This window comes from Pseudomonas sp. DW-iso3 (genome assembly GCF_058725305.1).
This window is the reverse complement of the sequence record NZ_JBZXDZ010000004.1, coordinates 346215-359346: the sequence shown is the minus strand read 5'-3', so window position 1 is coordinate 359346 and position 13132 is coordinate 346215. Positions and strand designations below refer to the sequence as shown.

Genomic DNA, 13132 nt, shown 5'->3' with positions numbered 1-13132 from the left:
GGTCAGCCCGCGCTTGTCCGACCCGACGCATGCGCGCTTAATAACGGGCATAACAACAAAGATCGAGAACCGGAGGCTTTATGCTCGCCGCGCACTCCAGAGAACACGTCGACTGCGTCAGTCGTGTGGTCCGCAACGCCGATCGCCTGCCCCAGGCTCCGGTGCCGTCGCTGATTTTCGATTCGTGGCGACGCTCCATGGAGCAACATCACCTGGACCCCGGTTCCCTGCAGGGGCCGCGCATCCTTAGCGAACCATTGCTCAGGGAGTGCCGCGAGCGCGCCGACCTGTTCATGCGCATTGCCAGCGAAGAAGTCGGGCAACTGCACCACCGCGTGCGGCATGCCGATTACTGCGTGATGCTGACCGACGCCCAGGGCCAGACCATCGACCATCGCGTGGACACCTCGATCCGCAACGACTGCCGCAAGGCCGGCCTGTACCTCGGCACCTGTTGGTCGGAAGCCGAAGAAGGCACTTGCGGCGTGGCCACGGTGCTCACCAGCCAATCAGCGGTGACGGTGCACAAGCGCGACCACTTCCGCGCAGCCTTCATCGGCCTTACCTGCTCCGCCGCGCCGATCTTCGACCCTCAAGGCAATCTGTTAGGGGTAATGGATGCCTCGGCACTCAAATCCCCGGATGACCGCCGCAGCCAGCACTTGGTGCGCCAGATGGTAGCCCAGAGCGCCCAGGCCATCGAAAACGCTTTTTTCATGCACAGCGCCCGCCAGCACTGGGTGCTGCAGGCCCACAGCACACCGGGATACGTGGACAGCCAGCCCGACCTGCTGCTGGCCTGGGACCAGGACGGCCGCCTGCATGCCCTGAACAGCAAGGCGCGCCAGGCTCTGCGCCGGCGCTTTGGCCAGGTGCCGGAGCATATCGGTGATGTATTCGACTTGGACGCCTTGCGCGCCGTGACCCACGATGCCACCCAGCAGTTGCCATGGTTGGGGGAGCCGGGGGTCCTGCACGTACGCGTCAATGCCCCGCGACGCAAACCGGCGCGTGCGGCGGTGATCCCGCTGGTCGATGCGCGCGTGGAGGAGCATCTGCGCCTGGCCCTGCGAGTCAAGAACCGTAACCTGCCAGTGCTGGTGCAAGGCGAAACCGGTGCGGGCAAGGAGGTGTTTGCCCGCCAGCTGCATGAGCGCAGCGCCCGTCACACGGGGCCGTTCGTGGCGGTGAACTGCGCGGCGATCCCGGAAAACCTGATTGAAAGCGAGCTGTTCGGCTATGTGGCCGGGGCCTTTACCGGCGCGTCCAGCAAAGGCATGCCGGGGCTGTTGGTGCAGGCCGACGGCGGCACGCTGTTCCTCGATGAGATCGGCGACATGCCGCTGGCCTTGCAGACGCGCCTGTTGCGGGTGATGGCCGAGGGTGAAGTGGCGCCATTGGGCGCAGCGAAAACCCGTGCAGTGGATATCCATGTGATCTGTGCCAGCCACCGTGATTTGTCGGTACTGGTCAGTGAAGGCCGGTTTCGCGAGGACCTGTTCTTTCGCCTGGGTTGCGCACGCTTCTGCCTGCCACCGTTGCGCGAACGGACCGACAAGCTGGCCCTGATCAATCGGCTGCTGGAACAGGAAGCGCGCAACAGCAGGGTCTCGGTCGGCATCGCCCCTTCGGCGTTGCAACTGCTACTGGGTTACGCCTGGCCCGGCAATGTGCGGCAACTGCGGCATGTGCTGGCGTACGCCTGTGCAGTGTGTGAGGGCGGTACGGTTCAGGTGGCGGATTTGCCGGTGGAAGTGCGTGGGGAACAGGTTGCGGCACTGACGGAAGATCGCGCGAGTCCGGAACGCCAGGTGGTGCTGGATGCGTTGATTCGTCATCGCTGGAAGCCGTTGCCAACGGCCCAGGCGCTGGGAATTTCCCGTGCGACGCTGTACCGCCGCGTCAACCAACTGGGCATCGACATGCCCGGCAAACCGCGGCACTGACCCACACCGTAGGAGCCGGCTTGCCGGCCCCTACGGGGGAGATGGAGGGTCAGCGGTAGACCAGGCCACCATCGATCAGCGGTGATTGGCCGGTCATGTAGTCGGAGTCCGGCCCTGCCAGGTATGAGACCAACCCTGCCACGTCCTCCGGCGTTTCTGCACGGCCCAGGGCAATGCCATCCACATACTTCTTGTAGGTCGCGCCCACATCAGCGCCGGTGATTTCGGCCATGCGCTTGTCGATCTCGACCCACATATCGGTGCCCACTACACCCGGGCAATAAGCGTTGACCGTGATCCCGGCGCTCGCCAGCTCCTTGGCCGCGGCCTGGGTCAAGGCGCGCACGGCGAACTTGGTGGCCGAGTACACACCCAGTAACGCAAAGCCTTCGTGGCCGGCAATGGAACAGGCGTTGATGATCTTGCCCTTCTGCTTGAGCGCCTTGAACTTCTTGCCGGCCGCCTGGATACCCCACAGCACGCCCTGTACGTTGATACCCAGGGTGCGCTCGACCTGTTCCGGGCTGACCTCCAGCAGTGAGTCGATCTGCGCGACCCCGGCGTTGTTGACGATGATGTCGAAGCCACCCAGGGTCTGGTGCGCGTGCTCTACCGCTGCCACCACCTGCTCGCGCTTGGACACATCGGCGACGAACACCGAAGCCTGGCGGCCCAGCGCCACGACTTCGCTGGCCACGGCTTCGAGCCTGGCGCCATTGATGTCCACCAGGGCGATGTCGGCACCGTCCCGTGCCAAGCGCAAGGCGATAGCCCGGCCAATGCCTTGACCGGCGCCGGTGACCAGCGCGACTTTTCCAGTAATTGCCATGATGTTCTCCTGCGATGATGAGGGAAGCCTTGTCTATCGCAGGTCCACCAAGGCGTGTCGAGGCGCGGGCTGATGGGTGTGCGGCTTGAGACGAAGCGTCTCAAGCCGCGAGCCATTCTCGAAAACTTGTAAAAGTGCGCACTTATGCCTAGCTTATGCGCCCCCCGCCCCGCGCTTTAAGGCCCTGCTCCCATGGTTTTGCGTTTTCGTCCCGTCGTCTCCTCACGTTTCGCCCTCGGCCTGCTGCTCAGTGGTGGCATTGGCAGCAGCCTGGCGGCGGAAATCGAACTGCCGGCAGTTAACGTCCAAGGCCAGGATGAATCCGGTTACCGCAGTGAAACCGCCTCGGTGGGCGGCTTCGATGACGCACCACTGCTCGACACCCCGGCTTCGATCACGGTGATCAACGCCGCGCTGATCAAGGACCAGCAGGCGCGCCTGCTCAGTGAAGTGCTGCGCAACGACGCTTCGGTAGGTGACAGTTATGCACCCATCGGCTACTACGAAAACTTCGTGGTGCGCGGCTTCTCGCTGAATGCGGCGAGCAGCTACAAGATCAATGGGCGCACCATCACCGGCGAACAGAACGTCGCCCTGGAAAACAAGCAGCAGGTGGAAGTGCTCAAGGGCCTGGCGGGCCTGCAAAGCGGTATCTCGGAACCAAGCGGCGTGATCAATTACGTCACCAAGCGCCCGGAAGACGTGCGTTCGGTGACCGTCTCCACCGACGACCGTGGCAGCGGCTATGTGGCCACCGATGTCGGCGGCTGGTTCGGCAGTGAGCAACAGTTCGGCCTGCGTGCCAACGTGGCCCATGAAGACCTCAACGCCTATGTTGAGCACGCCAATGGCCAGCGCGATTTCGTGTCCCTGGCCTTCGACTGGAACATCAGCCCTGACGCGGTATTGCAACTGGACGCCGAGTACCAAAACAAGCAGCAGCGCTCGGTGCCGGGCTACCAGCTGTTGGGCGGCACCGAAGTGCCACACAATGCCTCGCCGAAAACACTGCTGGGTCACCAGACCGGTTCCAGGCAGGTGGGCATCGACTCGCTGAACCTCAACGGCAAGTTCGAATACCGTTTCAATGATCAATGGAAAGGCAGCGTGAGCGCGGCGCGCAGCAAGGTGGTGATCGATGACTACAGTTCGTTTGCCTGGGGCTGCTACGGGTCGACCAGTTGCAGCTCATCGAGCGTGCCCAACTACTTCAGCCCTGAAGGCAATTACGACGTCTACGACTACCGCAGCCCGGACGACACCCGCCGCGACGACGAAGTGCAGGCGGCCATGACCGGGTTGTTCGACACCGGCGGCATCGGCCATGAACTGACCTTCGGCAGCAGTGCTTTTCGCCGCGTGATCGACAAGCGCAAATCGGTGAACGAGTTCATCGGCACCGCCAATATCGATGAAGATGTACCGAGCTTCATGCCCACTGACAAACCACTGAACGACAGCCACCGCAACCTCGACAGCCGCCAATACGGCCTGTTCGTCACCGACCGCATCCGCCTCAACGAACAATGGCAAACCGTTCTCGGCGGCCGCGAAGTACGCCTGGATGAAAAAGCTTTCGACGGGACCACTGGCAACCAGACACGCCACACTCAGCAATACGTCTTCCTGCCGCAAGCGTCGTTGATCTACAAACCCGTGGAAAACATCTCGCTCTACACCCGCTACAGCAAAGGCTTGTCCCTGGGCGGCACTGCGCCGTGGTTCGCCAGCAACGCTGATGAGACCCTGGCGCCCACCACTTCACGGCAAATAGAAGCCGGGGTGAAATACGACTGGCGCCGCATCAGCTTTGCCGCCGCGGTGTTCCAGACCCGCCAGGCCTACCAGTACGCCAAGCCGGATGGCGCCGGCTTCTTCACCTATGTGCAACAGGGCGAGCAGAAAAACACCGGGCTGGAACTGTCGGCCAACGGCTGGGCCACCGAGCGCCTGCAGATCGCAACCAGCGTGACGGCGATTCGCGCACGGGTGACCGGTAGTGGTACCGCGGACTATGAGGGCCACCAAGCGATCAACGTGCCCAAGCTGCGCGCCAGTGTGTATGCGGATTATGCGTTGCCGTGGGTGAACGGCCTGGCGGTACTGGGCGGTGTGCAATACAGCGCCAAGAAGTACGCCAATCGCAGCGGCAATGTGGAGGTGGGCGATTACGCCGTGGTGAACGTAGGCAGCCGCTACACCACCAAGGTGAGCGGCTATGAAACGGTATTTCGCCTGAGCGTCGACAACCTGTTCGACAAGCGCTACTGGCGCGACGCGGGCGAGTACATGGGCGATGACTATCTGTTCCAGGGCGCGCCCTTGAACGCGCGCCTGAGTGCGTCGGTCAACTTTTAAGGCTTACTTGGGCATCTTGCGGAAACCCACGGCCAAGCGGTTCCAACTGTTGATGGTGGCGATCGCCACGCTGAGGTCAACCTGCTCCTGAGGGCTGAATTCGGCGGCCAGTGCGTTGAAGTCCTCATCCGGAGCATGGGTCTGGCTGATCAGGGTCAAGCTCTCGGCCCAGGCCAGGGCGGCGCGTTCACGCGGGGTGAAGAACGGCGTTTCACGCCAGGCCGACACGGTGTACAGGCGGCGTTCGGTCTCGCCACCTTTGCGGGCATCGGCGGTGTGCATGTCCAGGCAGAAAGCACAGCCATTGATTTGTGAAACGCGCAGGCGCACCAGCTCCAGCAGCGGCAGTTCGATGGACAATTTGCCGACGGCGGCTTCCAGGGCGAGCATGGCTTTCATGGCGTCTGGGGAGGCGGTGTAGAAATCGGTACGGGTTTGCATGGGGGTGCTCCAGGGCAGTGGGGATTGATGGCTAGGTTAGTCATCGGGCCTTGGGGGCGGAATATCCAATTTGGGGTAAGAATGGGTGACCAATTTTTGGGCGTGGGGAGTGTGTCGATATCCGTTTCTTCGGTAACGGCGATACCCTGAGTCGCCGTTACCCAAATAACGGATTTGCCCAATCACCCCGGCAACGGAATCACCCTCAACGCCCTGACCGACTTATAGGAAAAGCTCGAATAAATCTCCTTGACGCAAGGCAGCGTCTGCAACACCTCCCGCGCAAACTCGCCAAACGACTCCAGGTCTTTGGCCACCACTTCCAGCAAAAAGTCATAGCGCCCCGAGACGTTATGGCACGCCACGATCTCCGGTATCTCCAGCAGCCGCTGCTCGAAAGCCCGTGCGATTTCCTGGGTGTGACTCTCCATCATGATGCTCACAAAGGCGGTCACCCCAAACCCCAAGGCCTTGGGCGAGAGGATCGCCTGGTAACCACTGATCACCCCACTCTCTTCCAGGTTACGCACCCGTCGCCAGCATGGCGAGGTGGTCAAGGATACGCGGTCGGCCAACTCGGCCACCGTGAGACGGGCGTTCCCTTGCAACGCGTTTAAAAGGGCTTTGTCGGTACGATCCAGGCTGACGGGCATAACTTGCCTCTGATTGTTGTTTTTAGCGGATTTTCATCCCGTGGTGCGGGAATTAGCGGCAAATATCGCAAAGTTCATCTTCAATTATGAGCATAGCATTGTAGGAAATAAGGAGCGCCCGACATGAACAATAAACACAATGCATTCGGCTTTTCCACCCGCGCCATCCACCACGGTTATGACCCCAAGGACCATCACGGCGCGCTCGTTCCGCCGATTTATCTGTCTGCCACCTTTGCTTTTCCCACCGCCGAATACGGCGCTGCCTGTTTCGCCGGCGAAGCCAGTGGGCACTTCTATACGCGTATTTCCAACCCGACCCTGGCGCTGCTGGAGTCGCGCATGGCGACCCTGGAAAACGGCGACGCGGCAGTGGCGTTCAGTTCCGGCATGGGCGCGATTGCCGCGACGTTCTGGACCCTGCTGCGCCCTGGCGACGAAGTGATCGTCAGCCAGACCCTGTACGGCTGCACCTTCGCCCTGCTGCACCATGGCATCGGCGAATTCGGTATCAAAGTGCGGCACGTCGACCTCACTGACCTGACGGCACTGCAAGCTGCACTCACCCCGGCCACCCGCATGATCTACTGCGAGACCCCGGCCAACCCCAACCTGCGACTGGTGGATATCGCTGCCGTGGCCGCCCTCGCCCACCAGCAGCCGAACGTCACCCTGGTCGTCGACAACACCTACTGCACGCCCTACCTGCAACGCCCCCTCGAGCTGGGCGCCGACGTGGTGGTGCACTCGGCCACCAAGTACCTCAGCGGCCACGGCGATATCACGGCGGGCATCGCCGTAAGCAACCAAGCCCTGGCCCAGCGCATTCGCCTGCAAGGCCTCAAGGACCTGACCGGTGCGGTGATGTCGCCCCAGGACGCCTCGCTGCTTATGCGCGGCCTCAAGACCCTGGCCCTGCGCATGGATCGCCATTGCAGCAACGCCCAGGCCGTGGCCGAAGCCTTGCAGGCACACCCGGCCGTGCAGTCGGTGATGTACCCGGGATTGCGCTCGTTCCCGCAGTACGAACTGGCGACACAGCAGATGAAAATGCCCGGAGGCATGATCGCCTTCGAACTCAAGGGCGGCATCGAAACCGGTCGGCGGTTCATGAATGCGCTCAAGTTGTTTACCCGTGCGGTCAGCCTGGGTGATGCCGAGTCACTGGCCCAGCACCCGGCGAGCATGACCCATTCCACCTACACCCCGCAGGAGCGTGCGGCGCACGGCATCAGTGAGGGATTGGTGCGTTTGTCGGTAGGGCTTGAGGACGTGGCCGACCTGTTGGCGGATGTGCAACAGGCACTGGCCAAGTGCACCCGTACTGCCACGCGTCCTTCCAAGCTGGCGAGCTTTTAATCCGATTTTCTAGGATTGGATCCCCTTACCGTCGCCGCCGCCATCCAACCGTGCCGCCATGCGAATGACGATCTCAGGGGGACGCTCGGTAACGGCCCCCGCATGATTGACGCGGTCTTCCACCCCCTGGCTCGGCTTGCCGGCTTACAGGTTCAGGCGGGGGGTAATTTCAGGTGACGGGCGTACCACGGTCGTCTCGGCACGCGCTTGAACAGGCCCTGCAACAGGTGTTCGTCTTCGCCAAAGGTAATGCGCAGCGCGAGCTTCATGGTCTCGGGGTCCATCTCCATCGAACGGCCCATCTGCAACCCCGGCGTGGTGCTGCAGCCATGGGTATCCGGGCCCAGCCAGGGGTCGCCGACTTCCACCCAACGGCCCGGTGCGAACCAGGCCACGCCGTTGACTTCCATGCGCTGGACTTCGCCCGGATTGAAGCGCTCATGGGCGCGGAACCAGTCCTCGATGCGGTCGTCGATCCAGCCATGGAAATGCCAGAACACCGGGTTGACGTGAGAGGAAAATGGGTCGCCGAGGAAATCGTTTTCCGCCGCATACCAGCGCGCAGCGAAGTCGGCGGGGTCGCGAGCCATGGGCACGGGGGCGCCGTTGGAGGGGTCGCGCGGCACCGAAGCCCAGCGCATGTGCAACCAATCGTGCAGACCCAGCTCCATCTCAGAACCCAGCTGACCGAGGGTGAATTTAGCCAGGTAACGTGGGTCACGGTATTGGGACTCCCAGACCTGGAAGTTGCTGTGATAGGTCTCGGCAGCCTTGATGTCGCTGACCCACTGGGTGTACTCGGTATCGTCCGGGGCCGACCAGGTGGGCGGCAGCGCGAAGCCGTCGTGGTTGTCGAAGTAACGCAGGAAGCCCAGGCGATCCAGCTCCAGGGCCGGTTGCGGTTCGGGAAATTGCGGCCACGAGGGCAAATCCTGCATTGAGCGCGCAGTGCCGAGCATGTGCCGATGCATAAAGAAAAAGTCGATCCCCGAGCCGTTGCGGTCCTTGTGTTTTCCCCGCGCATCGCGTTCCTGGCCGCGTGGGCCGGGTTGCCAGCCGATGCCGCGCAGGGCATCGCGTTTCTCTTCGGAGAGCTTGTGCCACTGGTCGCGGGTCGCGTGCCACAGCTGGTGAAACAGGCGGTGCTCGGGGGCAATCAGCCAGGCCAGCAGGGTCGGATTGAGGCCAATGCGCTGGCGAGCCTCGGGGAACCACTGCTTGTGGGCAATGAAACGATTGTCGCGCTCAACTAAAGCCAGCGGCCGGTCGAGGTCGAGGATCTGCCCACTGAGGGTGCTGCTGCCAGCGTTGGCAAAGGCAGCCCAGACCTCATCAAGGGTCATCTTGAATTCATAGGCCGGCGCGCCGTCGGCCGAAGCGCGGTCGATCAGGCGCCAATAGAGCACGGCGCTCTCCCCTGTCAGCAGGTCACCCAGCACACGGTAACGCGGCTCGCCCTCGGCGCGCAGATGGGCGGCGGTGTCCAGGTAACCCCGCAGACCGCGTCCACGGGGCGCGATGTCGAGCAGCAGTTGCAAATCTTGCAGTGGCAGCCCTTTGAGGCCGGCGTCGCGGCCTTCAAGGCGCAGGTCCCAAACCCCACGCAGCGTGTTCGCCAGGTGCTGGCCGGCGGTGTCGGCCAGGTCCACCGTGGCTTCGCCGGGGGTGATGGGGAATTCTTCTTCGCGCGTCAACTCGCGATGGGCATAGAAGGCGGCCGGCACAGCCGCGCCTGTCAGCGCCAGGCCTGCGATGAACCCACGTCGAGAGATGGTCATTGTCTACCTTAGGAAACGGCTTTATCAGAGCTAGAACGTTTGCCCGCCGGGGAAATTTACCGGCGCGCCCTGCCCGCCTAAATTTCCCCACCCATCACTCGTTCTTCCCTGATAGCGAAGGCCTCAACTGACTGAGATGGCAATGACAAAACCACGTTCGAAAAAGGCGCTGTATATCGGCTTGCCCCTGGCACTGGCCATCGGTGCCGGGGCCGGTTTCCTGGTCTGGGATCACTGGTTCAAGGGCAATGCCGGTTACCCGTTGGCGGTGATCAAGCAGGCCGATGAAATGCAGGATAGGTTGTTGTCGTTTGACAGCCATATCACCGTGCCCGTGGATTTCGGTACCGCAGGCAACGAGGCGGACAAGGACGGCGAAGGTCAGTTCGACCTGGCCAAGGCGGCACGCGGGCGCTTGTCCGGCGCAGCGTTGACCATTTTCGGCTGGCCGGAAATCTGGAACGGCCCCAACGCCCCGCACAAACCCACCGATGGGTTTGTCGAAGCCGCGCGCAACGAACAGGAAGTGCGCTACAAGATCATCAGCGGCATGGTGCGTGACTTCCCCAACCAGGTCGCCATCGCCTACACCCCGGATGACTTCCGGCGCCTGCATGGCGAGGGCAAGTTCGCGATCTTCATCAGCATGCTCAACGCCTACCCGCTGGGCAACGACTTGAACCAGTTGGACCTGTGGGCGGCGCGCGGCATGCGCATGTTCGGCTTCAGCTATGTGGGCAACAATGCCTGGTCGGACTCGTCGCGGCCGCTGCCGTTTTTCAATGATTCCACCGACGCCCTTGATGGCTTGTCGGACATCGGCAAGCAAGCGGTGCACCGACTCAATGACCTGGGGGTGATCATCGATGTGTCGCAAATGTCGACCAAGGCCCTGGAGCAAGTGGCGCAGTTGAGCCGCACACCGATGGTGGCGTCCCATTCGGCGCCGCGCGCCTCCGTGGATATCCCGCGCAACCTGAGCGACAAAGAGCTGCAACTGATCAAGAACAGCGGCGGCGTGGTGCAGATCGTCGGTTTCTCCGCTTACCTGCGTCCACTGAGCCAGCCGACCCAGGACAAGCTCAACGCCCTGCGCGCACGCTTCGACCTGCCGCCCCTGCCTAATCTGGCCGTGGCGCTGATGCCGGGCGACGCAATCATTGCCGCCTGGCCCGCGCACAGGTTCGGCGAGTACGCCAGCGCGCTGTACGGCATCCTCGACGAGGAACCCAAGGCCACCCTCAAGGATCTGGGGGATGCCATCGACTACACCGTGCGCAAGATCGGCATCGATCATGTCGGCCTGTCTTCGGACTTCAACGACGGGGGCGGCATCCAGGGCTGGAACAACGTCGGCGAGATACGCAACGTCACTGCCGAATTGATCCAGCGCGGCTATTCCGAGGCCGATATCGCCAAGCTGTGGGGAGGCAACTTCCTGCGGGTGTGGGACCAGGTACAAAAAGCCGCCAAACCCTTGGCCAACCGCTAATCATCCAGAAGCCCGTCCATGACCGACCGCCGTACCTTTCTCAAGCAGGCTGGTGTATTTGCCGCCAGCCTGCCACTGGGCGCCGCCCTGCTTCCGCAGGCCCTTGCCGCCCCTGCAACCGATGACCCATGGACGGGGCTCAAGCAACTGTTCAACCAGGACCCGGATTACCTGCACTTTTCCAATTTCCTGGTGGCTACCCACCCCAAGCCGGTGCGCGAGGCTATCGAGCGTTACCGCGCACAGATCGACCGCAACCCAGGGCTGGCCATGGACTGGGACCTGCAGGAAACCTGGAAGCGCGAAGGCCAGGTGCGCGAATGGGCGGGACGCTACCTGAAGGCCACCCCGCCGCAGATCGCCCTCACCGGCAGCACGTCCGAAGGGCTGGCGATGATTTACGGCGGGATCAAGGTGCGACCTGACCAGGAAATTCTCACCACCGTCCACGAACACTATGCCACCGAGTACAGCCTGGACTTTCGCGTGCGCAAGGAGCAGACCCAGGTCCGCAAGATTCGCCTGTTCGACAGCGCCAACCGCGTGTCTGCCGACGAGGTGCTGGGCAACATCCAGCGCAATATCCGCCCCAACACCCGCGTCCTCGGCATGACCTGGGTGCAGTCCGGCAGCGGCGTGAAGCTGCCCATTGGCGAGATCGGCAAGCTGGTCGAAGAACACAACCGCAACCGTGACGACAAGGACCGTATCCTTTACGTGGTGGATGGCGTGCACGGTTTCGGCGTAGAAAACCTCGACTTCCCGGATATGCATTGCGACTTTTTCATCGCGGGTACCCACAAGTGGATGTTCGGCCCACGCGGCACGGGCCTGGTCTGCGCCCGCGACCCGCAAAACAACGACGTGACCCCGATGGTGCCAACCTTCTCCGAAGACAAAGACTTCGCCACCGTCATGACCCCGGGCGGCTACCACGCCTTCGAGCATCGCTGGGCGGCGGACGAAGCCTTCAAGCTGCATCTGCAACTGGGCAAGGCGCAGGTGCAGGCGCGGATTCATGCACTCAACACCGAACTGAAAGACCAGTTGCTGGCACACCCAAAGATCGAACTGGTCACCCCCCACAGCCCTGAACTGTCGGCCGGTTTCACCTTCTTCCGCGTCAACGGCCAGGACAGTGATGCCGTGGCGGCCTACATGATGAAAAACCGCGTGGTGATCGACGCCGTGGACCGCGATGTCGGCCCGGTGATCCGAACCGCCCCCGGCCTGCTCAATTCCTCCGCCGAGATCCAGCGCTTCATGACCTTGCTGAGCCAGCGGGCGTGACACCCACCTTTTCCCCTTTGAATGAGAGGCCCACATGAACAAACCGCTCACAGCCCTGGCGCTTTCCGCCCTGTGCAGCGCCTTGCTGCCCAACCTGGCCCAGGCCGCCGCGCCGCAACCCGGCAAAGTGTTCAAGGACTGCAAGGACTGTCCGGAAATGGTGGTGCTGCCTGCCGGCACCTTCACCATGGGTACGCCGGACAATGAAGTCGGCCGCGAGCCGGATGAAGGCCCGATGCACGACGTGACCTTCGCCAAACCGTTCGCCATGAGCCGCTTTCACATCACCGCCGGCGAATGGGACAGCTACATCCGCCAGACCGGGGTGAAGATCGCCGACGGTGACACCCGCCCCGGCCGCGAATGCATTGCCAGCAAGCCGCGCTACCCCCAAGGCCCACGCCAGCCGGCGGTGTGCATGGACATGGACGACATCAAGCAGTACGTGGCCTGGCTGTCGAAAAAAACCGGCCAGCAGTACCACATGGTCAGCGAAGCCCAACGTGAATACGCTGCGCGCGCCGGTTCTACCGGGCCATTCCCCTTCCCGTTCGACGAGGGCAAGGACTACAGCATCGCCAAGCACGCCAACACCTATGGCCCGGCCGATGGGTACAGCTACTCGTCGCCCGTCGGCAGCTACCCGCCGAATGCGTTTGGCATGTACGACATGCATGGCAACGTCTACGAGCGGGTGGCCGACTGCGAGCACTCCAACTACATCGGCGCGCCTACCGACGGCAGCGCGTGGATGGAGCCAAACTGCGAGGGCTACATGATTCGCGGCAATGACTGGGGAGAAGCGCCGGTGTTCTCGCGCTCCGGCAACCGCAACAACATCTACCCGCAGACGCGGGGGGATTGGATTGGCTTCAGGGTCGTGCGCGACCTGTAATAACGCAGAAGATCAAATGAGGGAGGGGACTTACCCCCGATGGTGGTGTACCCGTCAGAGTATCAGTACCTGACCTACCGCCCTCGGTGGC

General features: G+C 62.6%; 10 protein-coding genes. 6 read left to right on the top strand and 4 right to left on the bottom strand.

Features of this window, described 5'->3' with window-relative positions; all coding sequences use genetic code 11:
• The first annotated feature begins 80 nt into the window (after window positions 1-80).
• On the top strand, window positions 81-1946 hold the full coding sequence (locus AC4PS7_RS13695; RefSeq protein WP_042572047.1) for a sigma-54-dependent Fis family transcriptional regulator: 1866 nt from the start codon (window positions 81-83) through the stop codon (window positions 1944-1946).
• A gap of 49 nt (window positions 1947-1995) precedes the next feature.
• Here AC4PS7_RS13695 and AC4PS7_RS13690 read toward each other — a convergent pair whose 3' ends face one another.
• Window positions 1996-2775 carry an acetoin reductase gene (locus AC4PS7_RS13690; RefSeq protein WP_021491737.1) on the bottom strand — a complete coding sequence of 260 codons (780 nt, stop codon included), beginning with the start codon at window positions 2773-2775 and terminating at the stop codon, window positions 1996-1998.
• A gap of 192 nt (window positions 2776-2967) precedes the next feature.
• Here AC4PS7_RS13690 and AC4PS7_RS13685 point away from each other — a divergent pair, with 192 nt between their 5' ends.
• Complete coding sequence (locus AC4PS7_RS13685; protein ID WP_021491738.1) at window positions 2968-5133, top strand: TonB-dependent siderophore receptor; 2166 nt, start codon at window positions 2968-2970, stop codon at window positions 5131-5133.
• Between the two features lie 3 nt (window positions 5134-5136).
• Here AC4PS7_RS13685 and AC4PS7_RS13680 read toward each other — a convergent pair whose 3' ends face one another.
• Both AC4PS7_RS13680 and AC4PS7_RS13675 read right to left on the bottom strand, forming a co-directional pair.
• Window positions 5137-5574, bottom strand: coding sequence for a carboxymuconolactone decarboxylase family protein (locus AC4PS7_RS13680; RefSeq protein WP_021491739.1), 438 nt, complete (start codon window positions 5572-5574; stop codon window positions 5137-5139).
• 182 nt (window positions 5575-5756) lie between these two features.
• Entirely contained in the window at window positions 5757-6227 is a 471-nt protein-coding gene (locus AC4PS7_RS13675) for an Lrp/AsnC family transcriptional regulator (RefSeq protein WP_010211050.1), read from the bottom strand.
• A gap of 123 nt (window positions 6228-6350) precedes the next feature.
• Here AC4PS7_RS13675 and AC4PS7_RS13670 point away from each other — a divergent pair, with 123 nt between their 5' ends.
• Window positions 6351-7586: a methionine gamma-lyase gene (locus AC4PS7_RS13670; protein WP_492179490.1), complete on the top strand. Its 1236-nt coding sequence runs from the start codon at window positions 6351-6353 to the stop codon at window positions 7584-7586.
• 152 nt (window positions 7587-7738) lie between these two features.
• Here AC4PS7_RS13670 and pvdP read toward each other — a convergent pair whose 3' ends face one another.
• Entirely contained in the window at window positions 7739-9364 is a 1626-nt protein-coding gene (gene pvdP, locus AC4PS7_RS13665; protein WP_042572044.1) for a pyoverdine maturation tyrosinase PvdP, read from the bottom strand.
• A 142-nt stretch (window positions 9365-9506) separates the two neighbouring features.
• On the opposite strand from pvdP, the gene pvdM reads away from it, so the two are divergent.
• The 3 genes from pvdM to pvdO are packed head-to-tail and all read left to right on the top strand — an operon-like array spanning window position 9507 to window position 13041.
• On the top strand, window positions 9507-10856 hold the full coding sequence (pvdM, locus tag AC4PS7_RS13660; protein ID WP_492179488.1) for a pyoverdine-tailoring dipeptidase-like protein PvdM: 1350 nt from the start codon (window positions 9507-9509) through the stop codon (window positions 10854-10856).
• Between the two features lie 18 nt (window positions 10857-10874).
• Window positions 10875-12146 (top strand): pyoverdine-tailoring periplasmic protein PvdN, encoded by a 1272-nt coding sequence (gene pvdN, locus AC4PS7_RS13655; RefSeq protein ID WP_021491742.1) that lies wholly within the window; start codon window positions 10875-10877, stop codon window positions 12144-12146.
• 34 nt (window positions 12147-12180) lie between these two features.
• Window positions 12181-13041, top strand: a complete 861-nt coding sequence (pvdO, locus tag AC4PS7_RS13650) for a dihydropyoverdine dehydrogenase (protein ID WP_465822851.1) — start codon at window positions 12181-12183, stop codon at window positions 13039-13041.
• Window positions 13042-13132: the final 91 nt, after the last annotated feature.

What these genes read in the sequence shown, in the direction of transcription:
- AC4PS7_RS13695 (WP_042572047.1), top strand. Translation starts at nt 81, where the DNA reads ATGCTCGCCGCGCACTCCAGAGAACACGTCGACTGCGTCAGTCGTGTG.
- AC4PS7_RS13690 (WP_021491737.1), bottom strand. Translation starts at nt 2,775, where the DNA reads ATGGCAATTACTGGAAAAGTCGCGCTGGTCACCGGCGCCGGTCAAGGC.
- AC4PS7_RS13685 (WP_021491738.1), top strand. Translation starts at nt 2,968, where the DNA reads ATGGTTTTGCGTTTTCGTCCCGTCGTCTCCTCACGTTTCGCCCTCGGC.
- AC4PS7_RS13680 (WP_021491739.1), bottom strand. Translation starts at nt 5,574, where the DNA reads ATGCAAACCCGTACCGATTTCTACACCGCCTCCCCAGACGCCATGAAA.
- AC4PS7_RS13675 (WP_010211050.1), bottom strand. Translation starts at nt 6,227, where the DNA reads ATGCCCGTCAGCCTGGATCGTACCGACAAAGCCCTTTTAAACGCGTTG.
- AC4PS7_RS13670 (WP_492179490.1), top strand. Translation starts at nt 6,351, where the DNA reads ATGAACAATAAACACAATGCATTCGGCTTTTCCACCCGCGCCATCCAC.
- pvdP (WP_042572044.1), bottom strand. Translation starts at nt 9,364, where the DNA reads ATGACCATCTCTCGACGTGGGTTCATCGCAGGCCTGGCGCTGACAGGC.
- pvdM (WP_492179488.1), top strand. Translation starts at nt 9,507, where the DNA reads ATGACAAAACCACGTTCGAAAAAGGCGCTGTATATCGGCTTGCCCCTG.
- pvdN (WP_021491742.1), top strand. Translation starts at nt 10,875, where the DNA reads ATGACCGACCGCCGTACCTTTCTCAAGCAGGCTGGTGTATTTGCCGCC.
- pvdO (WP_465822851.1), top strand. Translation starts at nt 12,181, where the DNA reads ATGAACAAACCGCTCACAGCCCTGGCGCTTTCCGCCCTGTGCAGCGCC.